This window comes from Phormidesmis sp. 146-33 (assembly GCF_052939515.1).
In genome coordinates, this window is record NZ_JBJPHU010000012.1 from 13,535 (window position 1) to 40,371 (window position 26,837).

Annotated in this window: 19 protein-coding genes; 13 read left to right on the forward strand and 6 right to left on the reverse strand. The window is 49.2% G+C overall.

Going from position 1 to position 26,837, the window contains the following annotated elements; translation table 11 throughout:
- Positions 1 to 8 precede the first annotated feature (8 nt).
- The 7 genes from ACJ2PR_RS07235 to ACJ2PR_RS07265 all read left to right on the forward strand — a co-directional run bounded on the left by ACJ2PR_RS07235 (position 9) and on the right by ACJ2PR_RS07265 (position 13,359).
- Positions 9 to 1,064 carry a BMP family protein gene (locus ACJ2PR_RS07235; RefSeq protein ID WP_446876531.1) on the forward strand — a complete coding sequence of 352 codons (1,056 nt, stop codon included), beginning with the start codon at positions 9 to 11 and terminating at the stop codon, positions 1,062 to 1,064.
- Positions 1,065 to 1,147: 83 nt separating this feature from the next.
- Positions 1,148 to 2,692 carry an ABC transporter ATP-binding protein gene (locus ACJ2PR_RS07240; protein WP_446876532.1) on the forward strand — a complete coding sequence of 515 codons (1,545 nt, stop codon included), beginning with the start codon at positions 1,148 to 1,150 and terminating at the stop codon, positions 2,690 to 2,692.
- A 3-nt stretch (positions 2,693 to 2,695) separates the two neighbouring features.
- Positions 2,696 to 3,757: an ABC transporter permease gene (locus ACJ2PR_RS07245; protein ID WP_446876533.1), complete on the forward strand. Its 1,062-nt coding sequence runs from the start codon at positions 2,696 to 2,698 to the stop codon at positions 3,755 to 3,757.
- 3 nt (positions 3,758 to 3,760) lie between these two features.
- Positions 3,761 to 4,726 carry an ABC transporter permease gene (locus tag ACJ2PR_RS07250; RefSeq protein ID WP_446876534.1) on the forward strand — a complete coding sequence of 322 codons (966 nt, stop codon included), beginning with the start codon at positions 3,761 to 3,763 and terminating at the stop codon, positions 4,724 to 4,726.
- A gap of 73 nt (positions 4,727 to 4,799) precedes the next feature.
- Positions 4,800 to 5,819, forward strand: a complete 1,020-nt coding sequence (locus tag ACJ2PR_RS07255; RefSeq protein ID WP_446876535.1) for an aromatic ring-hydroxylating dioxygenase subunit alpha — start codon at positions 4,800 to 4,802, stop codon at positions 5,817 to 5,819.
- A gap of 302 nt (positions 5,820 to 6,121) precedes the next feature.
- Positions 6,122 to 11,512, forward strand: a complete 5,391-nt coding sequence (locus tag ACJ2PR_RS07260) for a trifunctional serine/threonine-protein kinase/ATP-binding protein/sensor histidine kinase (protein ID WP_446876536.1) — start codon at positions 6,122 to 6,124, stop codon at positions 11,510 to 11,512.
- A gap of 200 nt (positions 11,513 to 11,712) precedes the next feature.
- A complete protein-coding gene (locus ACJ2PR_RS07265; RefSeq protein WP_446867596.1) occupies positions 11,713 to 13,359 on the forward strand; it encodes a B12-binding domain-containing radical SAM protein in 1,647 nt (548 codons plus the stop codon).
- Here the strand turns inward: ACJ2PR_RS07265 and ACJ2PR_RS07270 are convergent.
- Positions 13,319 to 14,428, reverse strand: a complete 1,110-nt coding sequence (locus tag ACJ2PR_RS07270) for an SGNH/GDSL hydrolase family protein (RefSeq protein WP_446867595.1) — start codon at positions 14,426 to 14,428, stop codon at positions 13,319 to 13,321. The genes ACJ2PR_RS07265 and ACJ2PR_RS07270 overlap by 41 nt on opposite strands.
- Positions 14,429 to 14,686: 258 nt before the next feature.
- Here ACJ2PR_RS07270 and ACJ2PR_RS07275 point away from each other — a divergent pair, with 258 nt between their 5' ends.
- The 3 genes from ACJ2PR_RS07275 (at position 14,687) to ACJ2PR_RS07285 (ending at position 17,587) form a co-directional block, all read left to right on the forward strand.
- Entirely contained in the window at positions 14,687 to 15,385 is a 699-nt protein-coding gene (locus tag ACJ2PR_RS07275; RefSeq protein WP_446857563.1) for a diacylglycerol/polyprenol kinase family protein, read from the forward strand.
- Positions 15,386 to 15,597: 212 nt separating this feature from the next.
- A complete protein-coding gene (locus ACJ2PR_RS07280; RefSeq protein WP_446876537.1) occupies positions 15,598 to 16,209 on the forward strand; it encodes a DUF3038 domain-containing protein in 612 nt (203 codons plus the stop codon).
- Between the two features lie 22 nt (positions 16,210 to 16,231).
- Positions 16,232 to 17,587, forward strand: a complete 1,356-nt coding sequence (locus tag ACJ2PR_RS07285) for a DUF4335 domain-containing protein (RefSeq protein ID WP_446876538.1) — start codon at positions 16,232 to 16,234, stop codon at positions 17,585 to 17,587.
- Between the two features lie 62 nt (positions 17,588 to 17,649).
- Here the strand turns inward: ACJ2PR_RS07285 and ACJ2PR_RS07290 are convergent, their stop codons facing one another.
- Positions 17,650 to 19,494 (reverse strand): protein kinase domain-containing protein, encoded by a 1,845-nt coding sequence (locus ACJ2PR_RS07290; RefSeq protein ID WP_446876539.1) that lies wholly within the window; start codon positions 19,492 to 19,494, stop codon positions 17,650 to 17,652.
- 552 nt (positions 19,495 to 20,046) lie between these two features.
- Here ACJ2PR_RS07290 and ACJ2PR_RS07295 point away from each other — a divergent pair.
- From ACJ2PR_RS07295 to ACJ2PR_RS07305, 3 genes are read left to right on the forward strand one after another with little or no spacing between them, the layout of a single operon-like run.
- Positions 20,047 to 20,253 (forward strand): DUF2997 domain-containing protein, encoded by a 207-nt coding sequence (locus tag ACJ2PR_RS07295; protein ID WP_446857559.1) that lies wholly within the window; start codon positions 20,047 to 20,049, stop codon positions 20,251 to 20,253.
- 45 nt (positions 20,254 to 20,298) lie between these two features.
- Positions 20,299 to 20,685 (forward strand): DUF1257 domain-containing protein, encoded by a 387-nt coding sequence (locus ACJ2PR_RS07300; RefSeq protein WP_446867591.1) that lies wholly within the window; start codon positions 20,299 to 20,301, stop codon positions 20,683 to 20,685.
- Positions 20,685 to 21,152 carry a ferredoxin gene (locus ACJ2PR_RS07305; protein ID WP_446857557.1) on the forward strand — a complete coding sequence of 156 codons (468 nt, stop codon included), beginning with the start codon at positions 20,685 to 20,687 and terminating at the stop codon, positions 21,150 to 21,152. The genes ACJ2PR_RS07300 and ACJ2PR_RS07305 overlap by 1 nt, the downstream gene beginning before the upstream one ends.
- Before the next feature lie 55 nt (positions 21,153 to 21,207).
- On the opposite strand, the gene ACJ2PR_RS07310 is transcribed toward ACJ2PR_RS07305, so the two are convergent.
- The 4 genes from ACJ2PR_RS07310 to ACJ2PR_RS07325 form a co-directional block, all read right to left on the reverse strand.
- Positions 21,208 to 21,792 carry a hypothetical protein gene (locus ACJ2PR_RS07310; protein WP_446857556.1) on the reverse strand — a complete coding sequence of 195 codons (585 nt, stop codon included), beginning with the start codon at positions 21,790 to 21,792 and terminating at the stop codon, positions 21,208 to 21,210.
- A gap of 107 nt (positions 21,793 to 21,899) precedes the next feature.
- Positions 21,900 to 23,129: a type II secretion system F family protein gene (locus ACJ2PR_RS07315; RefSeq protein WP_446857555.1), complete on the reverse strand. Its 1,230-nt coding sequence runs from the start codon at positions 23,127 to 23,129 to the stop codon at positions 21,900 to 21,902.
- A 181-nt stretch (positions 23,130 to 23,310) separates the two neighbouring features.
- Positions 23,311 to 24,420, reverse strand: coding sequence for a type IV pilus twitching motility protein PilT (locus ACJ2PR_RS07320; RefSeq protein ID WP_446857554.1), 1,110 nt, complete (start codon positions 24,418 to 24,420; stop codon positions 23,311 to 23,313).
- A gap of 138 nt (positions 24,421 to 24,558) precedes the next feature.
- The gene (locus ACJ2PR_RS07325; protein ID WP_446857553.1) at positions 24,559 to 26,556 is read right to left on the reverse strand and encodes a GspE/PulE family protein; all 1,998 of its coding nucleotides are present in this window, start codon (positions 26,554 to 26,556) and stop codon (positions 24,559 to 24,561) included.
- Positions 26,557 to 26,837: the final 281 nt, after the last annotated feature.

Below are 26,837 nucleotides of genomic sequence, written 5' to 3' on the forward strand. Positions count from 1 at the left end.
TATTTGTGATGAATCCAAAACGTTTTTTTCAGACCTTTGAGCAGACAGCGGCAAGTCTTGTATTGGCGGCACCGCTTATGCTGATGGTGGCCTGTAGTTCGACTCCGACGACTTCTCAATCTCCAACCGCCAGCCCTGTCGCCGCCAGTCCCACCGCTGACTCAAAAGCTCCCAAGTTTGCTTTGATCATCAATGGGCCGCCCACGGACAAATCCTGGAATCAGCGAGCCGTTGAAGCCGCCCAGTCCCTAAAGGCAAAAGGCATTGACGTTGCTGTGTCTGAGTCCGTTTCTCCGGCAGACATTGAGCGTGTATTGCGGCAGTATGCGGAATCGGGATATGGCACGATCGTCGCTCACTCTTTTAACTACGGAGACGCGGTTTTTAAGGTTGCCAAAGAGTTTCCTAACGTCAATTTTGCCTGGGCCGGGGGAATCAACAAAACGGCGGCCAATGTGGCGGATTATGACCAACCCTTTTACCAGGGGGCTTATCTGGTGGGTCTGATGGGAGCCAAACTCAGCAAAACGGGCAAGCTGGGAGCGCTGTATGGTTTCGATATTCCCGTTTGTCACTCAATGGGCGAGGCCATGCTGGCGGGGGCAAAAACAGTCCGACCCGATGCCACGTTGACCAGTGCGGCCGTTGGCAATTGGGATGATGTGGCCAAGGCCAAAGAAGCCGCTTTGTCTCAGGCAGAAACCGGCGTTGATTTTTGGATTGGGTGTGGACAAGGGCCGACGATCGGGCAGATCGAAGCAGCCAAAACCAAAGGCGGATATGCCACAAGCTATGTCGGTGATATGTCTCCGCTGGGCCCACAGGTAGTCGCAGTGAATTTGCTCTGGAATATGGAGCCGTTGTTTAACAAAATGGTCGAGGACACCAAAGCCAACTCCTTCACCAATCAGTATTACAAAATGGGGATTGCAGAAGGGGTGATCGCTGTAGAAGTTGCTCCAGGGTTTAAAGACAAGCTGACGAGCGATCAGGTTCAGACCCTGGAAACAACCCGCGCCAAAATTGCTTCTGGTGAACTGAAGGTGCCGTTTGTGCCCAAGTAGGCTGACGAGGAATGGTGGATTTGACAACGGTTCATCGTTCCTCACTAAGCCGATTTCAGTGATCTCTCATTCATTTGCATACGATGGTTTTTGCCCGATCGACTCCTTTTCTAGCGGTAGAAATGCGGGGGATTACAAAGCGCTTTCCCGGTGTGATGGCGAACCAGGCGATCGATTTTGAAGTGAAGGCTGGAGAAATTCACGCGCTGTTAGGCGAAAATGGCGCGGGTAAAACCACGTTGATGAATATTCTCTGTGGGCTGTACGAACCGGATGCTGGAGAAATTTGGCTCAACGGTCAGCCTGTGAAGTTGCGATCGCCCAGGGATGCCATTGCTGCGGGAATTGGGATGGTGCATCAACACTTTATGCTGGTTGAGCCGTTTACGGTGGCTGAGAATATTGTTCTGGGAGCGAATCGATCGCCGCTGCGCGAGTCGCCAAAACGCTTGAATCTGCGACTACAAAAATTGGCGGATCAGTATGGATTGAGGCTCGATCCTGCGGCGCAAATCTGGCAGCTTTCGGTCGGAGAGCAGCAGCGCGTCGAAATTCTCAAGGCCCTTTACCGCAAAGTAAATCTGCTGATTTTAGATGAGCCAACCGCCGTTCTGACTCCCCAGGAAGCCCAGGAATTGATGGTCACGCTGAGAACGCTGGCTGCCCAAGGAACAGCGATCGTCTTCATTTCTCACAAGCTCAATGAGGTGATGGCGGTCTGCGATCGGGTGACAGTGTTGCGAGACGGGCAGACGGTTGATACAGTGGCGATTCAAGCGTGCAGTGAGCAGTCGCTGGCCCAAATGATGGTCGGTCGGGAAGTCAACCTTTCTCGCCGCGAAACCACCCCCCCCCTCACCCCTCACCCCTCTCCCACCTTCGAGTTAAAAAATCTTTGGGTAATGGGCGATCGCAATCTTCCAGCGCTGCGAGGAATTGATTTGGCGATTTGTCCCGGTGAGATTGTCGGATTGGCGGGAGTCGATGGCAATGGTCAGCGAGAATTAGAAGAAGCGATCGTCGGCTTGCGTCCCATTCGTCAAGGTGAGATTTTGGTGAAGGGACTGGCTCACATTCCGTCCGATCGCACGTCGATGGGCATTTTGACAGAGTTCTCGATCGCAGAAAATCTGATTCTCAAAGACGTACAGCGTCCACCGTTTCAGTGGAAAGGATTTCTACGCCAAAATTACATTTTCAAACATGCGATCGACCTGGTTCAGCAATACTTAATTCGCACTCCGTCGATCAAAACTCAAACCGGAAAACTCTCTGGGGGCAACGCTCAAAAGGTTGTGCTGGCGAGAGAATTGACTCGTGATCACCAGGTTTTACTCGCGGCTCAACCCACTAGAGGACTGGACATCGGAGCGACGGAATTTGTTCATGCTCAACTGCTGGCACGACGAGATGCAGGAACTGCCATTTTGCTGATTTCGACCGAATTGGATGAGATTTTGAGCTTGAGCGATCGCGTTGCCGTCTTGTATGAAGGAGCGATCGTGGGGCTGATCGATCGAGCGGACGCGAATGTGAATGAGATTGGGTTGTTGATGGCAGGGAGGAAAGAAGGGATGAGGGAGAGCTTTGCTCCGCTGCGCGAGGAGAAAAGAAGGGATGAGGGATGAGGGATGAGGGATGAAATCGTTTTGGGATCGGGAGTGGAATCGATCGCTCAAGGAATTCTGCTGAGATTGAAACCATTTGCACCGTTGCTGGGAGGAATGCTGGCGCTGATACTGGGGGGAATACTACTGCTAATCAGTGGAGCCAATCCGCTACAGGCATATGGTGTGATGGTGATGGGTGCCTTTGGGGGAGGGCGACCCTTGACCGAAACGTTGCTCAGAGCCACTCCTTTGTTGATTATTGGATTGGGAATGACGATCGCCTTTCGCTGTCGCGTCTGGAATATTGGCGCAGAAGGACAGTATTACATGGGGGCGCTTTGTAGTAGTGTCGTCGCGTTAAATCTGCCAAATTTGGCGGCTTACTGGCTGATTCCTTTGATGTTGATGGCGGGTGTCTTGGGTGGAGCGATTTGGAGTGGGATCGCAGGATTGCTCTATCTCAAACGCGGGGTCAATCTGATCATTTGTACGCTGATGCTCAACTACATTGGCATTTTGCTCGTTCAGTATGCAGCGCGGGTGCCACTCCAACAGCCCGAAGGCTTTCTACCCGAATCGGCTCAATTTAGCGTCGATGCTCAGATTCCGACGCTGTGGAACACTCGACTACATTGGGGAATGGGGCTGGCGGTTTTGCTGGTGGCGATCGTTTACCTGCTGCTGTGGCGGACTGCGATCGGGTTGCAGCTTCGGGCGGTGGGGTCTCGGCTCAGTGTGGCGCGGTGTGCAGGAATTAACACGAGTCGTAGTATTCTCATAGCCCTGATGATGAGCGGTGGGCTGGCGGGTCTGGCAGGTACGATCGAGGTCAGCTATACCTACACGCGACTCAAAGGTGATATCTCGGATAATTTTGGCTTTAGTGGCATTCTCGTGGCCCTCCTGGGACAGCTTCATCCCGTCGGCGTTTTGGTGGCAGCGCTGCTCTTTTCTGCCTTGATGGTCGGGGCCCAATCGCTGAATGTAGTGTTGCAAATTCCTTCTGCGATCGCGCAAGTCATTCAGGCGATCGTCGTCCTTCTGGTGTTGGCAGGTCACGCAATTTCCCAACGGGAGTCTTGATCGATGGCGCAACAAATCTTAACCTGGAGCTTTTTGGTGGCGCTGCTGACGGCGGGGATTCGGCTGGCAGTGCCTGTGCTGTTGGCGGTTTTGGGCGAAATCATCACCGAACGATCGGGCGTGATGAATCTGGGGCTAGAAGGCGTGATGTTAGTCGGCAGTCTATCTGGCTTTATGGCAGCCTACAGCGTCGAGCAAGCGACCGGAATGGCCAGTCTTGCTGCCTGGGTTGGGTTATTGGCTGGCTTGTTGGCGGGCGCTGGAATGGGGTTGATTTTGTCCGTACTGACCGTCACCTTGAGAAGCGATCAGGTCGTGACAGGGGTGACACTGGTACTGTTAGGTCAGGGCGTTACCGCTTACTTATTTCGCCAAAAAACGGGACTGTCTGGGGCGCGAGTCAAAGGTCTGGAGTCCTGGGCGATTCCGGGATTGTCTAAGGTTCCGATCGTCGGTGACATCCTATTCGATCACAATCCGATGGTTTATCTCACCGCAGTTTTGGTGTTTCTCTGTGGGTTCCTGCTCTTTCGCACCAACTGGGGACTTGAACTGAGAGCCGTGGGCGAAAATCCAGCCGCCGCAGAAACTTCGGGCTTGAGCGTTAATTGGATTCGCTATCGGGCGATTATGCTCGGTTCTGGTTTGGCAGGTTTGGGCGGAGCTGTGTTAACCGTCGTTCAACTCAACATTTTTACCGAAAATATTACCGCAGGGCGCGGCTGGATTGCGATCGCACTTGTCTTCTTCTCTCGCTGGCAACCGCTCTGGGCAATGATAGGCTCGCTTTTATTTGGAATTGCAGATGCCCTACAATATCGCATTCAAGCACTAGGCTTTAAGGATTTGCCCTATGAATTTTTGTTGATGTTGCCCTACGTATTAACCTTGGTGGTGCTGATGTTAAGAACAGGTCGCAGTGAGGCCCCGGCAGCGTTGGGAATTCCGTATGTTAAAGGTAAGCGGTAGGTGAGAGAGATGAGGAATGAACTCGTCCAAAGTTAAGTCAGTCAAATAATCGTGTGTTCTGGAGAATGGTGTAATGGTTGAAGCAATCTCGGTGCGTCTATCCAATCAGACCAATGGCAAAGTTCGTGATCGCGTCCTCTTAGATGATTGGCATCCGTTAGCTCGATCGCAGGATTTAAAGCCTGGAACAGTGTTGCGATCGCGCTTAATGGAAACCGATTTAGTGCTTTGGCGCGGCGAAACGACGATTTCTGCCTGGGAAGATCGCTGCCCACATCGCAGTGTCAAACTCTCTGGAGGCAAAGTGGTAGACAATACGCTGGTGTGTCCCTATCACGGGTTGGCGTATGACCCTTGTGGGCAATGCGTCAAAGTCCCCGCTCATCCCGATTATGTGCCACCCAAACAGGCCTGCGTCAAAACCTTCAAAGTGCAGGAGCGGTATGGCGTGATTTTTGTTTCGTTGGGCGCTCCGCAAAAGGAGGTTGTGGCGTTTTCAGAATGGAATGATTCTACCTATCGTACTTATCTGAGTGGGCCGCATTATTGTCGCTGTAGTGGGCTGAGAGCGATCGAAAACTTTCTCGACGTGGCCCATTTGCCGTTTGTCCATGCGGGGCTGCTTGGCGAACCGGATCAACCCGTGATCGAAGATTATGAAGTGTCAACCGACGACAATGGTCTCTATCTGCACGACATTCGCATTTGGCAACCTGACCCCGATGGCACCGGGCAAGGCGGAATTGCTTCCTATGACTACTGGGCCTTGCGTCCACTCACCGCATCTCTGCGTAAAGAAGTGTCTGACGGTCAATATATGGTGTTGCTCTATTGTGTTACGCCTATCTCAGAAGAAGAATGTCTCAGTTGGATGTGGGGTGCGCTCAACTATGCCCATGAAATTCCAGAAGCGGAGATGGTCGCCTTTCAAGATAAGGTGATTCTCCAAGATGTCGCTAACCTAGAATCTCATCAGCCCAAACGCTTACCGCTGGATCTCCAAGCTGAGTTTCATCTACCGAGCGATCGGGCTTCGCTGGCTTATCGCAAATGGCTTAAGCAACTTGGCTTAACTTATGGAGCAATCACCTGATCGATTCAGAATTTGATAGCGATCGTGGTTTATTGGTTCTACGATCGCTATCAGAAATGCATTCCTTCATCTATCTTATTTCGTAGTCAGAGCAATGTTTAAGTTAATTGCCGAACGAATTGATAAAACTGTTAATATCCATCTACTTAAACTTTTATCGAAGTAAAAAACTGTTCGTAAGATTTATCACGCTAAATTGGCTTTTCCATGAAATAACTCAAAATAAACCTGATGGCTAGACTGTTATCTAGGGAAATCTAAGGGTCAACTGTTAGACTTCACTTCGATCGCAAGGAACAATCATGCTCACCCTTCCGGGCTACCAAGTTGCAGATAAGATCTACGAAAGCTCTAAAACTTTGGTTTATCGAGGAGAGCGATCGACGGATCAAAAACCTGTCGTTATTAAGCTTCTAAAAAACAAAAACTCAACCCCTAGAGAACTCGCGGTTTTTCGCAAACAGTTCACTTTAGCCAACGAGTTAAATTTAGCCAGTATTGTGCGCCCCTACAGTTTGGAAACGTCTGGCAATCTTTTGGCTTTAGTGATGGAGGATTTTGGGGCCGTTTCTCTCAAAGATTACTGCAAGGGGCATCGCATAGAGTTAGCCGAATTCTTTGCGATCGCCCTTCAAATCACCCAAATTCTCTCCGATCTCCATCAAAATCGCGTCATTCACAAAGACATCAAACCTGCCAATCTGCTAATCAATCCGACCACCAAACAGGTCAAAATTACCGATTTTAGTATTGCCTCTCTCCTGCCCAAAGAAACGCAAGTCTTAACCAGTCCCGATGGGCTAGAAGGCACGCTGCCCTACATGTCACCAGAGCAGACCGGCCGGATGAATCGCGGCATTGACTATCGGACTGACTTCTATTCTTTAGGCATTACTTTTTACCAACTACTGACGCATCATCTGCCCTTTGAAACCTCTGATCCGCTCGAAACTGTCCATTGTCACCTCGCCAGAGCGCCGATCTCCCCCAGCGATCGTCAGCCCAACATCCCAAAAATGCTGTCTGCGATCGTGCTGAAACTGATGGCAAAAATGGCAGAAGACCGTTACCAAAGTGCATCTGGGTTGCAGCATGACCTCGAAATCTGTCAGCTAGAATGGCAGCTTCATCGAGACATTGCCCCTTTTCGCCTGGGACAGCAAGATCAGTGCGATCGCTTTCAGATTCCCGAAAAGCTGTATGGACGAGAAGCCGAAGTTGCTGAGTTATTGACCGCCTTCGATCGCGTCATGCACAGCCAAAAGAGCGAATTTATGCTGGTGACGGGCTACTCCGGGGTGGGCAAATCGTCGCTGGTTCAAGAGATTTATAAGCCGCTAACCAAAGGGATTGACCACGCCAGTGTGCGGCAGTGCGGCTACTTTATTTCTGGCAAGTTTGATCAACTTCAGCGCAATATTCCTTATTCAGCGATCGTGGTTGCGTTTCAATCGCTGATGCGACAACTGCTAACCGAGAGCGAACCTCGACTCAACCAATGGCGCAACAAGCTGGCCGCGGTTTTGGGGGCAAATGCCCAAGTGATCATTGATGTGCTGCCTGAGCTAGAACAGATAATTGGTTCACAGCCGCCCGTTGCTACGTTGGCCCCCATTGAGGCTCAAAATCGGTTTAATCGAGTATTTCAGCAGTTTATTCGCGTGTTTTGTCAGCCAGAACATCCGCTCGTCCTGTTTTTAGATGATTTGCAGTGGGCGGATTCGGCAACCTTGAAGTTGATCAAAGTGGTGCTGACGGATGAGCAAACTCGCCACCTGTTTTTGATCGGAGCCTACCGCAGCAACGAAGTAAACTCTGCCCATCCCTTCATGATTTTGCTAGAAGAGTTGCAGCACGCTGCAATTTTTCCGGCGCAGATGACACTGGCTCCCCTCACCTTGGGGCATGTTACACACTTGATTGTTGATACATTGCGTGGCGAGTTATCTAGCATTCAGCCATTAGCCAATTTGGTGATGCAAAAGACAGAAGGCAATCCATTTTTTGTTAATGAATTTCTCAAAACGCTTTATCAAGAAAGGCTGCTGAAATTCAATTTTGCTGAGAAGATCTGGCAGTGGAATATTACTGAAATTGAAGCGATCGCTATCACAGATAACGTCGTCGAATTGATGATTGGCAAACTTAAGAAATTGCCGTCTGCAACTCAAGAAGTTCTTCAATTTTCTGCTTGTATTGGGAATCGATTTCATCTCAAAACGCTGTCTACTATCTGTTCAAAAACTATTCTAGAGATCTCTCAAATTCTTTCACCTGCCCTTCAAGAAGGCTTGATTGTACCAACCTCTGAACCCGAAGTTTTTCAGACAGAAACTATCTCAGCCAGTTTAATCTGCCTCAACTACCAATTCCTGCACGATCGAGTCCAGCAAGCCGCCTATGCCCTAATTGACGAGAGCCAAAAGCAATCCGTTCACCTTCAAATTGGTCAACTTCTTTACGCAAACATGAGCCTGCTCGAATGCAGCGATCGCCTCTTTGAACTGGTCGAGCATTTGAATATTGGTCAGGCTTTAATCACCGACTCTAAAAAACAAATCACATTAGCCACCCTCAATTTAGAAGCAGGCAAAAAAGCAAAAAGTGCTGCCGCTTACTCAGCCGCCAGTGAATATCTCAATCAAGCTAGACAACATCTCCACAACTCCTGGTCAGAACACTATGACCTAACGTTTGCCGTGCATCGAGAGCAGGCAGAAATCGAATACTTAATTGGTAATTGTAAAGAATCTAAGCAACTGATTGACTTAACTTTAAAACAAGCAAAATCAGTTCTTGAAAAAGTAGAAGTCTATCGATTGATGATTGTCCTCTACACTCTACAAGCTCAGTACGATCGAGCCATTCAAGCGGGACGCGAGGGACTAAAGCTGCTAGCGATCGACCTTCCTGATTCAGATCTACAAGTGGCGCTAAAAAGTGAATTGGAGACTGCCAAAAAGTATTTACATGACAAAGAAATTGCAGCACTAATTCATCAGCCAGAAATGGTAAGCCTGGAGAAAAGAGCCGCCGCAAAATTACTCATGGCGCTGGGTTCGCCTACTTATTTCTCAAATCATGATCTTTGGCTCCTGGCAGTTATGAAGCTGGTCAATCTTTCCCTTCATTACGGTCAGCTTGCTGAGTCCACTTATGGATATTCTGAATATGGTTTAATTCTCGGTTCGATGTTGGGTGACTATCAGGCGGGATACGAGTTTGGTCAGCTAAGTCTCAAGGTAAGCGAGAAGTTTAATGACCAGGCAGAGAAGTGTAAAGTCTGTCTTGTAATTGGTGGCTCTGTTAATCATTGGGTGAGACCGCTCAAAGAAGATGCCGTTACGTTTATGGAAGGGTATCAAGCCGGATTGGAGTCAGGAGAGCTACAGTTTGCGGGATATAATATTGGACATCAAATTATCAATTCGTTGTATCAAGGGGTCGACTTAGACTTTTTGTCGGCAAAAATTCCTGATTACTTAAAGTTTGCCGAACAGACGCACAATCCGCTGGTTAAAGATATGCTGTTGGCGTGTCAACTTGCGATCGCTAACCTTCAGTCAACTCAGTCTAATCCTCTAGAATTTAAGACTGAAACTCTCGACGAACAACAGTTTTTAACAGGTTGTCAAGCCCGATCGAGTGCCGCCGGAATCGGATTTTATCTCATCTTTAAAGCGCAAATTTTATATTTACATGATCGTCCCCTCGACGCTTTGCAATGTATTCAAAATGCTAAAAACTTACTCCAATATTTTCCAGGTTGCATTTCATTAGCGGCGTTTAATTTCTATTACTCATTAATTCTCACGGCTCGATATCCCGATGCGATCGCTGACGACCAAAAAGCAGACTGGCAACAGTTGACAACTAACCAACAACAATTACAAATCTGGGCAGAAAACTGTCCCGATAACTTCTTACATCAATATCTTTTAGTGCAGGCAGAAATGGCGCGATCGTCTGCCAATCCTCTGACTGCAATTGACCTCTATGATCAGGCGATCGCCCTCGCCAAGGCTAACGAATTTATTCAAGACTATGCCCTGGCTAATGAATTGGCAGCTAAGTTTTGGTTAGCTCAAGGCAAAGAGAAATTTGCTCAACTTTATTTAATTGAAGCCTACTGCGGTTATCAAAATTGGGGAGCTAAGGCAAAACTCAAAGACCTTGACCAGCGCTATCCTCGACTTCTCAAAGATCTTCACCATCCTCCCGAATCTGTTTCGACAGACCAGACTCTCTCAATTACGCACATTTCTTCAACCAGTACGAGCAGTTCCCAAGTTTTGGATCTAGCCGCAATTCTCAAAGCATCTCAGGCGATTTCACAGGAAATCCAACTCGATCGCTTGCTAGAAACTTTAATGAGCGTTGTTCTCGAAAGTGCAGGAGCACAGAAAGGAACGCTCTTACTGCAAACAGAGGGCGAGTTGGCGATTATGTCTCAAGCGGTTAGCAAACCAACGGGCATTACCATTCTCAAGTCTGTGCCGTTAACCATCGATCGAGCGGTGCCGATGTCGCTGGTTCACTATGTCAGTCGCACTCGAAAAAAACTGCTGATTCATGACGCGACGATCGACTCAATCTGTGCCACTGATTCTTACGTGCTAGACAATCAGCCCAAATCGATTTTGTGTTTCCCGATCGTTTACCAGAGTGCTTTATTTGGGGTTCTCTATTTAGAAAATAACCAGACAACTCATGCTTTTACGCGCGATCGACTTCGGATTCTCTTTCTTTTATCGTCTCAAATTGCCGTCTCTCTCGAAAACGCCAAGCTCTACGAAACGCTGCAAACGGCTAATACTGCCCTACAAGAATCAGAAACTCGCGAACGAGAACGGGCCCTTCAACTAGAACACTCTTTGCACACGCTACAACAAACTCAGGCGCAACTAATTCAAACCGAAAAAATTTCTAGTTTGGGTCAACTGGTTGCAGGGGTGGCCCACGAAGTCAATAATCCCGTTGGCTTTATCACGGGCAATCTGCAATACGCTGAGACCTATTTAAACGATCTAATAAAACATCTAGAACTTTATCAACAGCATCTGGCTCCACCACCCGTTGAAATTGAGGAACATAGAGCCGCGATCGACCTCGATTATCTTCTACAAGACTTGCCCAAACTCATCTCCTCAATGCGACTGGGGACAGGTCGAATTCGCGAAATCATGTCATCGCTACGGACATTTTCGCGCATAGACACCGACAAACAACCTGCTGATCTTCACGCTGGACTTGACAGCACACTGCTAATTTTGCAGCATCGCCTCAAAGCTCAAACCAATCGCCCCGCAATCGAATTAACGAAAGAATATGGTGAATTGCCCCTCGTCAATTGCTATGCTGGACAGCTAAACCAAGTGTTTATGAATTTGTTGGCTAATTCAATCGATGCGCTAGAGGAAGTGAGCGATCGTAGTATTGCCATTCGGATTCGCACAAGTGTAGAAAATATGTTTGCAGTGGTAACAATTTCTGACAACGGATCTGGTATTCCAGAGTCTGCACAACCGCATTTGTTTGCTCCCTTTTTCACCACCAAAGCAGCCGGAAAAGGAACCGGGTTAGGCTTATCGATCAGCCACCAAATTGTCACAGAAAATCACAACGGGCAGTTGACCTGTGTATCTGTACTGGGACAGGGCACCGAATTTCAAATCAAAATCCCCCTAAATTAAGCTTTCTTTAGCGCTAAAACTTCTCACGCCGCTATCAAACAAACCTCAATGTTGGTAATTGATATCTAAATGAAATGTTGCTGTCATCAAAAGGACACTCCTATCAGTAAAGCTGAGTGCTAGGCTGGAGTTAGACAGATTTGAAAAACCGATCGCGGTTGTATGTCCTGTCGAAACACTGTTGCACGCTAGGCTGATTTGTGACGACTTCTCCTTTTCCCTCCGAACGACTCCTCTTTACCCCTGCAACGCCTGACGCAGAGGCGATTCCACTGATTTTTGCCTTTCCCAATGAGTACACTGTGGGCATCACGAGTTTGGGCTATCAAGTGGTCTGGGCAACGCTGGCGGCGCGAAGTGATTTGCAGGTGAGTCGTCTGTTTACCGATGTGCATGAATCGCTGCCTTCCCAACCCGAAATTCTGGGGTTCTCGATGTCCTGGGAGTTGGATTACGTCAATATTTTGAATCTGTTGGAGTCGTTAGAAATTCCATTAAGTACGAACGATCGTACCGATCACCATCCCATTGTATTTGGCGGCGGCCCGGTTCTCACAGCTAATCCAGAACCATTCGCAGAATTTTTCGATGTGTTTCTCTTGGGCGATGGTGAAATCGTTTTAGATGCATTCATCAATGCATATCAAGAAGTGCGTCACGACGATCGCCACACTCAATTACGTCACCTTGCCCAAGTTCCTGGTATTTACGTTCCCAGCTTGTATGAAGTGACGTATAAACGTGCTGATGGCCCGATTGACAAAATCACTGCGATCGATTCCACCATTCCCCCTCGCATTGAAAAGCAAACCTATCGAGGTAACACGCTTTCGACCTCCACTGTCGTCACTCAAAAGGCCGCCTGGGAGAATATCTACATGGTGGAAGTGGTGCGGAGTTGCCCTGAAATGTGCCGCTTTTGTCTGGCCAGCTATTTGACACTCCCGTTCCGAATTGCTGATGTCGAGGAATCGCTAATCCCCGCAATCGAACGAGGTCTAAAAGTCACCGATCGTCTTGGTCTGTTGGGCGCATCCGTTACACAACATCCCGAATTTGAGACTTTATTGGATTATTTGAATCAGCCCCAGCACGATCAAGTTCGGGTGAGTATCGCCTCTGTGAGAACTAACACCGTCACTCAAAAGCTGGCGCAAACGCTGGTGAAGCATGACACTAAATCGATCACGATCGCTGTCGAAAGTGGCTCCGATCGCCTGCGCCAGATCATCAACAAAAAGCTAACTAACGACGAAATCACTCAGGCTGTCATCAACGCTAAAGCAGGCGGACTCAACGCAGTTAAACTATACGGCATGGCAGGTGTACCGGGCGAAGAATTTGACGACCTCGAACAGACCGTCACGATGTTGCGGAATCTCAAAAAGTCTGTTCCTGGTCTGCGGCTAACTCTGGGATGCAGCACGTTTGTCCCCAAGGCTCACACGCCGTTTCAGTGGTTTGGGGTCAACACTCAAGCCGAAAAGCGGCTACAATTTTTACAAAAACAACTGCGTCCCCAGGGCATTGATTTTCGTCCCGAAAGCTACAATTGGTCAGTGATCCAGGCTCTCTTGTCGCGGGGCGATCGTCGTCTCTCCAAACTGCTACAATTGACCCGACACTACGGCGACTCCCTCGGCAGCTACCGTCGTGCCTTCAAAGAACTGCGGGGACAGATTCCCGATCTCGATTTTTACGTTTACGAAAACTGGCCGCTGGAGCAAGTCTTACCCTGGAGCCACCTGCAAGGAGCCTTGCCCCCATCGACGTTACAAAAGCATTTGAGGAGTGCGATCGCCCAGTTTACTCAACCCCCACAGGAGCTTTTGCTGGCTTCTTGCTGACGGCTTTGCGGCGCAGCGACCCCTTGCGGGTAACTCGGAGAGATCGACTTCCTAGAAATGCTCCAATCACTAGCACACCTGCCACCGTTGAAGATTCGGGCACAGACTTACCAGGCGCTTTTGATTGCAGAACTGAGTAAGCCAAGTCGCCGATTTGTTGATGCCCCTTAGCGGTTGGATGCAGGTTATCCCAAAACAAATACTGGTCAGGAGTGCCACAATCTCCACTAAACAAAGGCGGTTGAGCATTCAGACAGGGGTCTGTCACGTTGGTATAGCCCAAACTCGCAGGATTGTTGATAGCCTGATTGACCAGAGAAAAAACGTCCAGAGAAATCAGATTTAAGCCCAAATTCGGATTCGCCGAAAGCGACTGCAATGCCAGAGATAATGCTGTGTTGTGACCTTGAGTAATTGCACTCAAACCAGATGGAATCAACGGATTAGGATTTTTATTGAATTGAGGAATTTTGCCTAAATCGGGTAGATTGGGAATCAAAAAGTTTTTGGCACCCACTTTAGCTAAGTCGGTGATGGCAGTGCTGAGGTTGGTGACCGCATTCCCGATCGTCGTTCCAGCCACCCCGTCCGCAGCAAAATTTAGCTGGTCATTGAGATAGTCATTGGCTCCAGCCCAAAGAATGTAGAGAGCGTCTCCATCCGCCTGCGTGTTCTTAGCAGTGAAGGAGCCGACTTGCTGCTGAAGCCCTGGAAAAAGTGGATTCAACCCATTATCGCTGCCCGTTCTCGCTCCACCAAAGGCAAAATTATTCTCAGTTGTAACGGTTTTTCCTAGCTTAGAGGCAAGGCCTTCCACCCAAACCGGCCCATTTGAGAAGCGTCCAGGCGTATAAAAAGGGGTAGCAGGAAAAATCTTTGTAGCATTTAGGGTGTTGCCAACATCCGACAAACTGTCACCAAACACATAGAGGTTGCTAAAACTGGCGGCTTCTGCGGCTTTGGGGGATGTTGTCATCAAGGCGATCGGTAGGGCCGTCACTGCGATCTGCTGGGCAGATATCCGAAGGATCGCCTGAGAAACTCTGGACGCAATTTTGAATAAAGTCACGTATTTTCTACCTTAAAATCGAGGCTTACAAGTTTTCTACGGTTTTGAAGAAATTAACTGAGGGTGTCACCATTACAGCAAAGCTCAGTAAGACTACACCTCTCGTTTACACAATCTTCATCGAAGATACAAACTTCTACGGAAGAAATAAGTGCCGCGATCGTTGCGTCTTTTGTCGAATCCAAACACCAGCAGCGCTCAACTCTAGAATGAGAGGATTACTTCATCTCCGAATCTACCGTGCTTCCCTGGTCAGCCTTGCTGCAACGTTCTAATATTCCGCTCTCAAATCTGGGATTTCAAGTCGCCGTCGTGTTGGTTTGGCTGACGATTGTCGCCCTCCTCGCCGAAGGTGTCAATCGCTTTACCCAGGCTGGTTCTGAAATGGTTCGCAAAGTGGTTCACATTGGCACCGGGAATGTGATTTTGATCGCCTGGTGGCTCAAGATTCCCATGTGGGTCGGCGTTTCGGCCTCGATCGTCTTTAGCGCGATCGCGCTACTCTCGTACTACGTTCCCATTCTCCCCAGCATCAACAGCATCGGCCGCAAGAGTCTAGGCACCTTCTTTTATGCCGTCAGCATTGGGGTGTTGGTCGCCTGGTTTTGGACGCTCAATCTACCGCAATTTGCCGCCCTGGGCATTCTCGTCATGACTTGGGGAGACGGATTTGCCGCCATTATTGGTCAACGCTTTGGTCGCCATCCCTATAAGTTGTGGAATATGCAAAAAAGTTGGGAAGGCTCGTCGGCAATGGCGGTCATTAGTTTTGTCGTCAGCGCCTCGATTTTGCTGACCACTCAGGGCAATCTTTGGCAAGTCTGGCTGATTTCTCTGATTGTAGGAGCGATCGCCGCCAGTCTAGAAGCCTTCTCAAAATACGGCATTGATAATCTGACGGTGCCGATCGGCAGTGCTACGATCGCTTACTTTCTTACACAAGTTCTGCTGCCGTAGGCGATGGAAGGATGCTGAATGAAAGGCTCAATATTTTCTAATTGATTGAAATTCCTCCAAATCCGCCGATCGGGTGAATAGTTTCGACACCACTATCGGTAGACTGAAATTGGTTTGCAATCAAACGGAAACATTTCCTAGCCTCAGAAAGTCGCTGTTTCAAGACTGGTAACGATCGCATCCTAGCTCAGATTGCCTCATATCCTGAAAACATGACCTCTACCGTGAAGCCCGCCAGCCCCACCCCTCAATGGGAAGATCTTCCCCTGACTTCTCAGCCTGACCCCGATCAGCTAGATAATATCAAAGCCCAATTGGATCTGATCTTGCTGGCACTGGAGGCGATCGCGGGCATCAGTTCGGAGGCCATGCTGCAAGCGGCGACTGATCTAAATCTAGAATCCATGATTGCTGATCGCGTCTCTCTCTGGCGGCTGCGCCAATCCAGTCCCTTGCGGAAAGGACAAGGCGGTCGCAAAAAGCTAGATGTCGAAGAAGCGCGGGCGCTCTCTCTGATTAGCTGTCATTTGGCAAAAGAGCATAATGAACTGATTCGTCGAGCCGTTGCCCTTTTAGAACAGTTGACCGAGCAAAACCGCGAACCCCACGAAGCTTCTCTGTTGGGAAACTACCTTGATGCCTTCCACAACACCTATCAAGAACGCATGGAAGACGGAGAAACAGTCCCCACTAAGACCTTGACTCATCTGGCACTCAAACTACTGATCGACCTGCTTTTTTATGGCAGCCCCAACGGCGTTCGGCGACTGTGGATGACCCTGCTAGAGCGATCGATCCCCCACACCCCACTTCCTACCTCCTAACCCCCATTCCTGCTGTTTGCCCATGTCTTCCAACTCTGTTCTCCGCAAGTACACTCCGCCCACCTGCACATTAGAAATCTCAGCCAAAAACTCCCCTCTCTCGCGCTGGGCAGGTCGATCGGTTCTCAAACATCTGCGGTTCAGACTCAGTTTTGACGACCCTCGAATCAGCGAAGACCAATGGATGACCGTGCGGGGCGATCGGTCTCAGCTAGAAAGCCTTTGCCAGACTGTCACAACCTACGTTCAGCAATTTCTCAACCAGTCCAATACGCTGCTACAAGACAGACACTTAGCAAAGCGTTTTGGCGCAACCCTGGATGGAACGGTCTCCCCGATCGCTGTCGTAGATTCTCCTAGTCTGGCCCCCTCCGATCTCACCGCAGACCTTTCGATCCAGCCCAGAGGCATCCTCTCTCACGAGCTATTCCTGGGAACGTTGGCCACCGAAGAGACTGGGGCTTCGATCCGACTTAGTGCTGTCCAATTAGCGGATCTAGCAACGGCGCTGGATGAATATGCCGCTGACGTGACGGCTCTGCCTAATCTAAATCGCCCCAACTGGCTCAAAAATCCGCCTCCGTGGACGAGCATTGCCGCAACCTTCTTAATTGCTGTGGGGTTGACAACTTCTGCACTACGACTGTTCGATCGCCCCACGTCCCAAACGGCTCAAGCGCCAACCACGAGTCAGGGAGCCAGTAGTTCTGACCAGCGTCTTGCCCTCCAACCTCTTCCCAGTGCTTCTCCTTCGCCTTTGCCCTTGCCTACTGCTCCGCCCCCCGTATTGGCGATCCCTGAGTCTCCATCTTCTGCTGGCTCCCAAAGCGCTACGGGTGATGCCAAGGTAACGGTTCCTCAGACCCCCAAAACGCCTCCAAAAATTAAAATTGTCGAGCCTCCCGAAGGCTCTGTTGCGGTGAGTCCAATTCTTCCTCAAGATGCTCCCGCAAATCCCTCTCCAGATCCAATTCCGCCCAGTCAGCCTAGAGCCAGCGTTAGTCGCGCTCCCGCAAATGCTCAATCTGCCCAACCGCAAGAACGAGCCGCCGCCTCAGCAGCCCCTAGCAAAGACAGCACTGCTTTTGACACCATTCCTCAAGTCGCTGAGGTCAGACAGTACTTCAAAGGGCGCTGGAACCCTCCCGCAGGACTTCCTGGAGATTTGCAGTACCGATTAGTTCTCAACTCCGACGGCTCACTACAACAAAATCTCCCCCTCAACGAAGCGGCCGGACTGTTTCTCGATCGCCCCGAAGTTGGGATGCCTCTCTATAACTCGCCTTTTGTTTCTCCCCCCAAAACTAGCCGTCCAGTTGTGATTCGGGTTGTACTAGGTCAAGATGGCAGCGTCCAAGTTTTTAATGAGTCCCAATAAAAAAGGGAGATGCTCACAATCAGCATTCCCTACGAGTTCGTTAGAAGTTCAGAAAATTGGCGTTAGTAGACCTCAAAAGAAAGGGCAAAGTCTCCAACTTTAGGGGAGGAGACCTCGATCGTATAGTCGCCATCCACTGCTAGTTTGCCGTGCCAATCGCGCGATCGACGCGAACTTCCACCTACCCGCTGACCATTAGGAGCCAGTGCATTCAAAGTGATGTGTTTTCCTTGCAAAACCTTCACGCCCATAATCTGGTTGCCCTTTGCTTTCAAGATATAGCGCCGAATTTGGTTGGGCTGAGTAGTGCCTGTAACCGTAGTTTCAGCTTTGCCTCGCGGAAATTTAATACGCTGCGTTTCTGAAGATTCAGTCCGTGATAGAGGCGTGATCGCGACATCCACCGAATAACTCCCCGATCCCGTAACTCGAATCATGTATTGATCATCCACTGGAAGTTGACCAATCCAATTGCGAGTTTGGTAAGCAGAGTTATCGACACGCTGCTCGTTGGATCGCAAGACATCCATTACGACCCCCGATCCTTCTAGCGTCACGGTCATAATCTGCCCCTGTGAGGCTTCGAGAATGTAGAGTTGGGCGTTTTTATCTTGCAAATTTCCCTGCACCATTGCAGAAATCTCGTTGGGCGGAAACTCAATTCGTTGGGGTTGTCCGTTACTAGCTGGGAGATGAGGTGTCGATCGCGTTGCCTGCAAGTCGATCGCTTGCGTTGTGCCCAGAGGCGGGGTGATCTTAAACAAATATGCTCCAATTCCCAGGGAAACCACAAGACTGGCCGCGATCGCACTGCCAACTCCCACCTTGCGAGGGGAATGAAGTCGGTGGGCGGCATTTGACCTAGGCGGCGGCTGAGAGGGTGCGCCTTCTGGATGACTAGCCATAAACAATTTTGTTTTGATAGTGGTGTTCACCTGAGCGCTGATATCTCTAGCGGCGGGTGCGATGTCTTGATGAACCGGGTCAGGGAGGGCCGCGATCGGATTAAGCAAAGTACTTTGTAGCGATTCTTCCATGAGAGGCTGCAAATCTGCCCAGATTTCTCGTGCGGATTGATACCGCTCATTGGGCTGCAACGCCAGCATTTTTTGCAAAACGGTCGCTAACAAATCGCTGACTCTTGCATAGGGTTGCCACTGCCAGGAAAGGGTCTGACTGTCTAACAATGTTTGCGGTTCTCGACCTGTTAGGAGAACTAAGCTGGTCGCTCCCAGCGCGTAAAGATCGCTGTGGGGAGAGACATTTCCAGTTTGAAGCTGCTCTGGTGGCGCATATCCTACTTTGCCGACGCGGGTGATCGCTGAAATGATCGGCCAATGACTCGCGGCCTCTTTCACTGCGCCAAAATCGATCAAAACAGGCAGCGATGCAGGCAAATTGTCGATCGATGCCTGCCCAAGCAGCATCCCAGTGTCCGGGGTTCTTAAAATAATGTTTTCAGGTGAAATATCGCGGTGAATGATGTCGCGATCATGCAGATAGCTTAGAACAGGCAGCAAATGGTTGAGAAAGTGGAGAACCTCTGCTTCAGAAAAGGGCCTTCCCTGAAGCTTTCTCGCTTGCAGCAAACTGCGGTAGGTTTGTCCTTTTACAAAGTCTTGCACGAGAAAAAGCTGTTGCTCATCTTCAAAGGCCGCCCAAAAGCGAGGAATTTGGGGATGCTGAATTTGGTAGAGCGTACTGGCTTCTCGTTGAAAGAGAGACTTTGCTTTTTCGACCAGGGCATCGTCTTGATAGGGAACTGTAAACTCCTTGAGGACGCAGGATTCGTTAAATCGCTCCTGATCGATCGCCAGATACGTGCGCCCAAAGCCACCTTGACCCAAAATCTGCTTGACCAGGTAGCGCTGTCGGAGGAGAGTTCCCAAAGGAATCGATGATACCATCTCAGTTTGCATAGCTTCAGAGAACAATTAACACGGTGGAATTAGCATCCACGGTAACTATTGTTACTCAAGTTTTCTAGCAATCTTTATGGGGCATGACCCCCTACTAGCAGTCAGTCCAGCTTAATAGAACGATTAAGGTGAAGGTGTTTGAGACGTTAAGCCTAGAACGAAGAATAATAATGAATTGGCTTTAATGCAGAGGGCTTCTAACTGACGGTGTAAAATAATTATCCTCAACTGATCTTTCATACGTAGGTTTGAGTGGGAGCCACGATCGCTCTGTCATCTCCCTCTCCTGACAGAAGAAGCATGTTAAAAATCAGTATATAAATCTTTATATAAATACTCATTGGTTTCTTATCTTGACTGCAATCTGAAGTTAAGCGAAACTGACATTTATGCTGACACCACTCTCTTCTATTACTAAGTTCTGTAACTTTTCAATTAGGAGTAAGTGGATTTGTCAAAATTGGTTGGAATGAGTGGGTCTTCACTGACTCAGTTTCGACGATACCAGCCCAAAAGTCCCATCGTTATTGAGTCGAAAGCATGGAAACATTAGAGTTTGTGATATTTCCAGACGGGCGTGTGCAGGAGAAGGTTACGGGTATCGTTGGAGCGTCTTGCGCGGAGGTCACAGCAGCGATCGAAGCTCAACTTGGCCAAGTCATTACGCAGGAGCAGACTTCCGAATATTTTGCGACCGTTCAGCAGTCAGCAACCGTCACGACTCAAGCGACGTTTAGCGACTGGTAAAAAGTTTTGTCCGATTAAAACAAGTCAACTCGTTAATAACTAGCCATGTCACACTTTAGCCAAATTAAAACTCAGATCCGTAACCTTCCCGCTTTGAAGTCTGCTTTGACTGATTTAAAGATTGATTGGAAATCCGGCCCTTGTGACGTTCGAGGGTACAAAGGTCTAACTCACACTGCTGAAGTTGTGATCGAGCAAGATAACCAATACGACATTGGTTTTGCGTGGAACGGTCAGGAATACGAACTGGTTGCCGATTTGCAGTATTGGAAGCAGGACAGCCCCATTGACTACTTTCTCAGCAAAGTAACCCAGCGCTACGCCTATCACACGATCGTTCAGGAATCTTCTCAAAAAGGTTTCCAAGTTGCCGAGCAGCAACGTCATCAAGACGGCTCCATTCGTCTCGTGCTACAACGCTGGAGTGCCTGATGTCTACTTCCTCCCAACTGCCTAATCCAGATAATTCTGCTCGGTCAGGTCTAGAGCCAGAACTTGGCGGCTTACTGCGTGATTCTGAAGCCCGATCGGGTTTGGAGCCAGAGTTGGGAGGTGCCTTTCGGCAAAAGGGGGTCTATGTGGACGAGTTAACTTGTATTGGGTGCTTGCATTGTGCCCATGTTGCGCGAAACACGTTTTACATTGAGCCTGACTATGGTCGTTCCCGTGCAATTCGGCAAGATGGCGATCCAGAAGAACTTATCCAGGAAGCAATCGACACCTGTCCCGTAGACTGCATTCACTGGGTTGACTTTACGCAGCTCAAGAAGCTGGAGGAAGACCGTAAGTATCAAGTCATTCCGGTAGCTGGGTTTCCGGTGGATCTGGCTGTAATTGCTACAAACCGCCGCAGACAAAGAATGCAGTCTAAGCGGAAAACGAATTCTTCTCCAGATTGAGAAAATTTAAGCTTCTAGATATAGTAGAGTCTACTAAAGCTTTTGATTTAAAGAGCTACTCCTCGGTTGTTGCAATCTCGGAAGTTTGAGAGGCTTCGATCGCCGCTTCTTCCTCACTGGTATTTTGCGTCACAAACGGTAGATGTGCGCCTTTAAGCCCTCGTTTGATGCGATCAGGCGTTTCCTCAAACACAACAAACAGAGGATAAATCTTTTCTGCGCCTTCGTTAAGAATGTGCTGATAGCGAGGGGGCAGCACCCACTCATAATCCTTGCCTAGTAGCACTTGAGTGCGTCGCCACCGACCCAACAGGTCAGAAAAATCTTCTTCGGGCTGGTGGATAAAAACAAATATTTCTCGACCTGTCTTGATTTTCCACTCTGGGTCACACATCAGCAGTGAGATTTCACAGGGTAAGATCAGCGACTCGACCGACGTGATCGAGTGCCCGTTAGGAGAGGGCACTACATGACGAATCTTGACGATCGGTAACGGGATCGTAATGACGCTCTCCTCCGGGCGACGCATACTGGGCAAAAGCTCTAGATAGGGACGATGACGTTTAAGGAGCGCGATCGCCTCTGAAGACTGACTATAGGTTGCAAACAGTTCTTCGTATTGAGATTTTTGAACTGACATTTTTCTAAACCCATTTCAATAAAAAGAGGCCAGAAGATCTTAGAGCGCAAGATTGAACCAATCTCTCAACGTCTAACCTCTGACCTCACAAGACAAACTCGTCTCGACTAGCCGAGAGTCTCAAACACTTTAAACATTGGCAAGTACATCGCAAGCAAGATACTACCAACCATGCCGCCTAGAAAGAGAATCATGATCGGTTCCATAATGCTGGTTAATGCTTTGACGGCTTGCTCCACCTCATCCTCATAAAAGTCAGCGACCTTCATTAGCATCTTATCGAGTTCCCCAGTTTCTTCGCCGATGCTGATCATTTGAATCGCCATCAAGGGAAACACCTGTTCTTTCTGAAGCGCAATGCTGATCATGCCGCCCGTCTGAATTTCTTTGCGGGCTTCGTCGATCGCGTTTGAAACAATTTGATTTCCGGATGTGTCACGCACAATCTCTAAGCAGGTCAAAATGGGAACGCCCGATCGAGTCAATGCACCAAACGTCCGGCAGAATCGAGCCGTCGCTGTCTTTTGAATCAAATCGCCAAACAGCGGCATTTTTAGGAAGAATCGATCCATCGTCTCGCGTCCCACCCGCGTTTTGTAATACTGCCGATAAGCAAAAATGACCAAGGGAATCAAGATGATCAAAATCACTACATTTGGGCTGCGAAGAAACTCACTGATGTTGAGCATCAATTGAGTAAATGCAGGCAACTCAGTTCCAATTTCCTTAAAAATTCCTGCAAAAATAGGAATCAAAAAGATCGTCATCCCCAAGAAGATCGTCGTTGCCAGAAAGCCGACGACAACGGGGTAAGCCATTGCTGACTTGATTTGGTTTTGCAACCGAGCCACGTCTTCTAGCAGCTTGGCGAGACGGTTTAAGACCTCATCCAAAACGCCCCCAACCTCGCCTGCTTGCACCATGCTCGTGTACAGATTGTCAAAGCAGGCTGGGTGCTTCCGCATCGCATCAGAAAGGTTTGTACCTTGCTGCACATCCGAGCTAATCTCCACCAAAGCTTTTTTTAGCTTGGGGTTTGTACATTGTTCTGACAGCACCCCCAACCCGCGTACCATCGCTACCCCAGCGTTGACCAGGGCGGCAAACTGACGGGAGAAGACGGCTTTATCTTTGATCGAAACCGTCGCCATCGAAGATTGAATTTGTCTGAGATCAAGAACGTTGTTGGCGTTAAATCCTTCACTTTCCTTAAGTTCTTGAACAAAAAGACCCTGATCCCGCAGGGCAGAGCGGGCTTCTCCCAGGGTGTCAGCAACAATCTTTTCTCGCTTGGCGTTTCCTTTTGCGTCTCGGACGCGGGCAACATAGGTAGGCATAGTTCAGGGTCTAGATGAAGAATTAGGCTCAGAAAGTGAACTCTACAGATAGTAGCCTTGTTCTAAAAGAACGATCAGACTTCCTAATCATTCTGCTGGCAAGTGTCGAAATTGAAGAACTTCTGCTAAGAGTTTTAACAGCTTCTCTTGAGCAGATTGAATACGCAGAGTTTAGAGAAGTCTAGCGCTTGACGGCCCCCGCAGTTGCCCCGGCAGGCGTACCTCCAATCAGTCGCTGAAGCTCGTCAGGACGAGAAGTTTTGGACATTGCGGCCTCAAACGTAATCAGCCCTGCTTTGTACTGGTCTGCCAGCACTCTCTCCAGGGTTTGCATTCCTAATTTGCCGCCTGTTTGGATTGCGGAGTAGATTTGAGCAGTCTTTCCTTCCCGAATCAGGTTAGAGATAGCAGGGGTGATGACCATGATTTCCTGAGCCATGATTCGTCCATACTCACCCGGCTTAGGATTTTTCTTGGACACCAGCGTTTGACTGAATACAGCGACTAAAGAGTTGGAAAGTTGAACCCGAACCTGAGTTTGGCGCTCAGCGGGGAAGACATCAATCATCCGATCGACCGTCTGAGAAGCTGAACTCGTGTGCAGGGTGCCGAAGACCAAGTGACCTGTTTCTGCGGCAGAGATGGCGAGGGAAATCGTTTCCAAATCCCGCATTTCACCCACCAGAATGATGTCTGGATCTTCCCGCAGAGCCGCTTTCAAAGCATTGGCAAAACTCTTAGTGTCTTCTCCCAATTGGCGTTGATGAACGAGGCTTTTGAGCGGTTCATAGACAAATTCGATCGGGTCTTCGATCGTCAAAATGTGTTCGGCGCGGGTGCGGTTGATCAGATCGATCATGGCTGCCAGCGTTGTAGTCTTTCCAGAACCCGTCGGCCCGGTCACCAAAATTAAGCCTCTGGGCTTTTCAGACATTTCTCGCACGACATCTGGCAGTCCAAGCTTCTCAAAGTTGGGAATTTTAGAACTCAAGGCTCGCAAACAGGCGGCATAAGTGCCTCGATCTTTGTAAACGTTGACTCGAAAGCGAGCTAACCCACGCACCCCATAGGAGCAGTCCAGTTCCCAATTCTGCTCCAGGTTTTTGCGCTGGGTGTTGTTTAGCATACTGAAGATGAGGCGCTGACATTCTTCAGCACTGAGAACTTGATCCCCGATCGGCTGTAAGTGTCCACTAATCCGAAAGTAGGGGGGCAAACCAGCAGTCAGGTGCAAATCAGAGCCGCCCATTTCGATGAGTTGCTCCATCAGGTCTTCAATCATCAATTCCATGCGGTTTGCTCCTTGATTACTTAAGAATTGGGGGTTGTTTGGAGTGGTCAGTTTGTCAAGTTTTAAGCAATGTCGTTGAACTTAAGTTTACCCGGCGATAGACGAACTGCTGTCACATGCGGGTAGATTGCTGGATGGCTAATCTTGGAACCGGGGCGTGGTGCAATAGGGGCAGTCTAACCATTCTTGCTGTAATTCGGCTCCACATCCCCGACAGGTGAGCGAGGTTTTGCGTTTTGCGCGTAGCTCGGCTTCTAGCCCAGTGTCAGTAAAGGTAACGCGCTCAATTTCGTCTAGCGTTGTGTACCCTTCGCGCACCAGATTCAAACTGTAGGAAAGGAGAGTTTGCATTCCTTCTTCGACAGCTACTTCTTTAAGTCGTTCGGTGGGTGCGCCCTCGTTGATCATGGTTTGCAGCCGTTCCGAAATTTTCATGACTTCATAGACACCCAATCGTCCTTTGTAGCCACCGCCGCTACACTTTTGACAAAGGGTGCCCTGCGATCGCGCTTCTTGAATTTCGTGAGGTTGTAACGTATTTGCCCGAAAAAGTGTCAGTTGAGTCTCGCTAGAACTGCTCAAGCCAAAGCGTGAAAGTTCGGCCGAACTGGGGGTGTAAGGCAGACGACATTCATCACAGACTCGCCGTACTAGCCGTTGAGCGACCACACCCAGCAGCGCACCCGACACCATAAAAGGTTCTACGCCCATTTCATCAAGACGAGCGATCGCTCCCGCCGCATCGTTGGTGTGCAGGGTTGTAAGAACTAAGTGACCTGTCAGAGCGGCCTCGATCGCCGTTTTAGCGGTTTCTCGGTCACGAGTTTCACCCACTAGAATTACGTCTGGGTCTTGACGCAGAAAGGCTCTTAGAATCACGGCAAAGTCCATGCCTTTTTCCCGAAGAACCTGTACCTGGGTTAAGCCGGGGAGAGAGTATTCAATGGGGTCTTCAACGGTGCTGATGTTGACACCGGGAGCGTTGCGCTCGGCGAGGGCAGAGTAGAGCGTGGTGGTTTTCCCTGACCCTGTTGGCCCGGTGACGAGGAGCAGACCAAACGGACGGCTAACCATTTCCTGCACGGTTTCGAGAGAAGTGCGATCGGTGATCAGCTTGTCGAGTCCCAACTGAGTAGCTGAGTTGTCGAGAATCCGCAGTACAACTTTTTCACCGTAGCGGCTGGGCAGCGTGCTCACCCGAAAGTCAATTTTACGACCGTCATAAATGCGTCGAATCCGACCATCCTGGGGAACGCGCCGTTCAGCAATGTCTAGCAGCGCAATGATTTTAAAGCGGGCGGTCACGGCGGGAATGATCTTTTTGGGCAGCGGATCAAAGGCCAACTGCAACACACCATCTTTGCGAAAGCGAATTCGCAGCGTTTCTTCTTGCGGCTCAATGTGAATGTCAGAAACTCCTAACTGAAGCCCTTTGATCAGAATTTTGTTGACAAGGGCGATGATCGGGGCTGCCTCGGCATCAGCGGCATCCAGATCCATATCAGCAGCGTCCTGCTCGTCGCTTTCTGCAAGCGATTCTAAGCCTTCGAGGTCAGATTTTACGTCTACTTTCGCTTGGTCTTCCAGCTGTCTCTGAAGCTCAACCTGCTCATCGAGGTATTTGGAGATCAGCCGATTGTAGTCTTCCAGGGTGATGACCAGCCGCTGAAGACTGAAACCTTTGTTGCGCAAAATGCGATTGAGATCGTCCTGGGCATCTAGATTATCAGGATCAACCATTGCCACCAAAACGAAGGGCGGCTGTTTGTCACTTTGCGACAGAGGAACGAGGCGATAGCGACGGCAAAGCTCGATCGGGATCAGCGTATCGATCAGTTGACTAACCTGATTGGTGGCGACCTGCGTGATTTCGGGGTCGAGCGACTCTACTCCATAGAGAATCTTTAACTCAAATAGCTGCTGCTTCTTGTACTGCCGCAACAGATCTGGAGGAAGCGCCTGCCCAGTAATATCGACTAAAACCTGGGTGAGCGGTCTGCCAGACTTTCGACATTCGGTGAGTGCCTGCTTAAGTTGCTCATTGTTAGCATAGCCAGCCTGAACCAGCTTATTTTCAAATGGGGAAAGGTTACTTTGGACAACAAGCGCACGCCGTTGAGATGAGGAGTTAGTCATAGCTGATGAACGAAGATCTCCTTATAGAGTATTCCCACAAAACTTTAGAAAGACGCGCTAACTGCCGTACAAGGTTTACAGAAACTTCATCGATCGCCGTAAAAATGCTGCTTAATCTGAAGGAGAACTCGCAGTCTAGCCAAGCGATGATCGAGTTAAGTACAGATAATACCCTGTGTCAATCACTCTCGTCGGAGTTTTTCAAGACGCAACTCTCTTTTTTCTGTTCTTTGAAGTATTCGCTTAAGTAATGCAAATAAGTAATGCAAAACTCCAGCCCA

What these genes read in the sequence shown, in the direction of transcription:
- ACJ2PR_RS07295 (WP_446857559.1), top strand. Translation starts at nt 20,047, where the DNA reads ATGGAAACATTAGAGTTTGTGATATTTCCAGACGGGCGTGTGCAGGAG.
- ACJ2PR_RS07240 (WP_446876532.1), top strand. Translation starts at nt 1,148, where the DNA reads ATGGTTTTTGCCCGATCGACTCCTTTTCTAGCGGTAGAAATGCGGGGG.
- ACJ2PR_RS07280 (WP_446876537.1), top strand. Translation starts at nt 15,598, where the DNA reads ATGACCTCTACCGTGAAGCCCGCCAGCCCCACCCCTCAATGGGAAGAT.
- ACJ2PR_RS07290 (WP_446876539.1), bottom strand. Translation starts at nt 19,494, where the DNA reads ATGGTATCATCGATTCCTTTGGGAACTCTCCTCCGACAGCGCTACCTG.
- ACJ2PR_RS07245 (WP_446876533.1), top strand. Translation starts at nt 2,696, where the DNA reads ATGAGGGATGAAATCGTTTTGGGATCGGGAGTGGAATCGATCGCTCAA.
- ACJ2PR_RS07325 (WP_446857553.1), bottom strand. Translation starts at nt 26,556, where the DNA reads ATGACTAACTCCTCATCTCAACGGCGTGCGCTTGTTGTCCAAAGTAAC.
- ACJ2PR_RS07300 (WP_446867591.1), top strand. Translation starts at nt 20,299, where the DNA reads ATGTCACACTTTAGCCAAATTAAAACTCAGATCCGTAACCTTCCCGCT.
- ACJ2PR_RS07260 (WP_446876536.1), top strand. Translation starts at nt 6,122, where the DNA reads ATGCTCACCCTTCCGGGCTACCAAGTTGCAGATAAGATCTACGAAAGC.
- ACJ2PR_RS07250 (WP_446876534.1), top strand. Translation starts at nt 3,761, where the DNA reads ATGGCGCAACAAATCTTAACCTGGAGCTTTTTGGTGGCGCTGCTGACG.
- ACJ2PR_RS07305 (WP_446857557.1), top strand. Translation starts at nt 20,685, where the DNA reads ATGTCTACTTCCTCCCAACTGCCTAATCCAGATAATTCTGCTCGGTCA.
- ACJ2PR_RS07315 (WP_446857555.1), bottom strand. Translation starts at nt 23,129, where the DNA reads ATGCCTACCTATGTTGCCCGCGTCCGAGACGCAAAAGGAAACGCCAAG.
- ACJ2PR_RS07255 (WP_446876535.1), top strand. Translation starts at nt 4,800, where the DNA reads ATGGTTGAAGCAATCTCGGTGCGTCTATCCAATCAGACCAATGGCAAA.
- ACJ2PR_RS07285 (WP_446876538.1), top strand. Translation starts at nt 16,232, where the DNA reads ATGTCTTCCAACTCTGTTCTCCGCAAGTACACTCCGCCCACCTGCACA.
- ACJ2PR_RS07320 (WP_446857554.1), bottom strand. Translation starts at nt 24,420, where the DNA reads ATGGAATTGATGATTGAAGACCTGATGGAGCAACTCATCGAAATGGGC.
- ACJ2PR_RS07235 (WP_446876531.1), top strand. Translation starts at nt 9, where the DNA reads ATGAATCCAAAACGTTTTTTTCAGACCTTTGAGCAGACAGCGGCAAGT.
- ACJ2PR_RS07310 (WP_446857556.1), bottom strand. Translation starts at nt 21,792, where the DNA reads ATGTCAGTTCAAAAATCTCAATACGAAGAACTGTTTGCAACCTATAGT.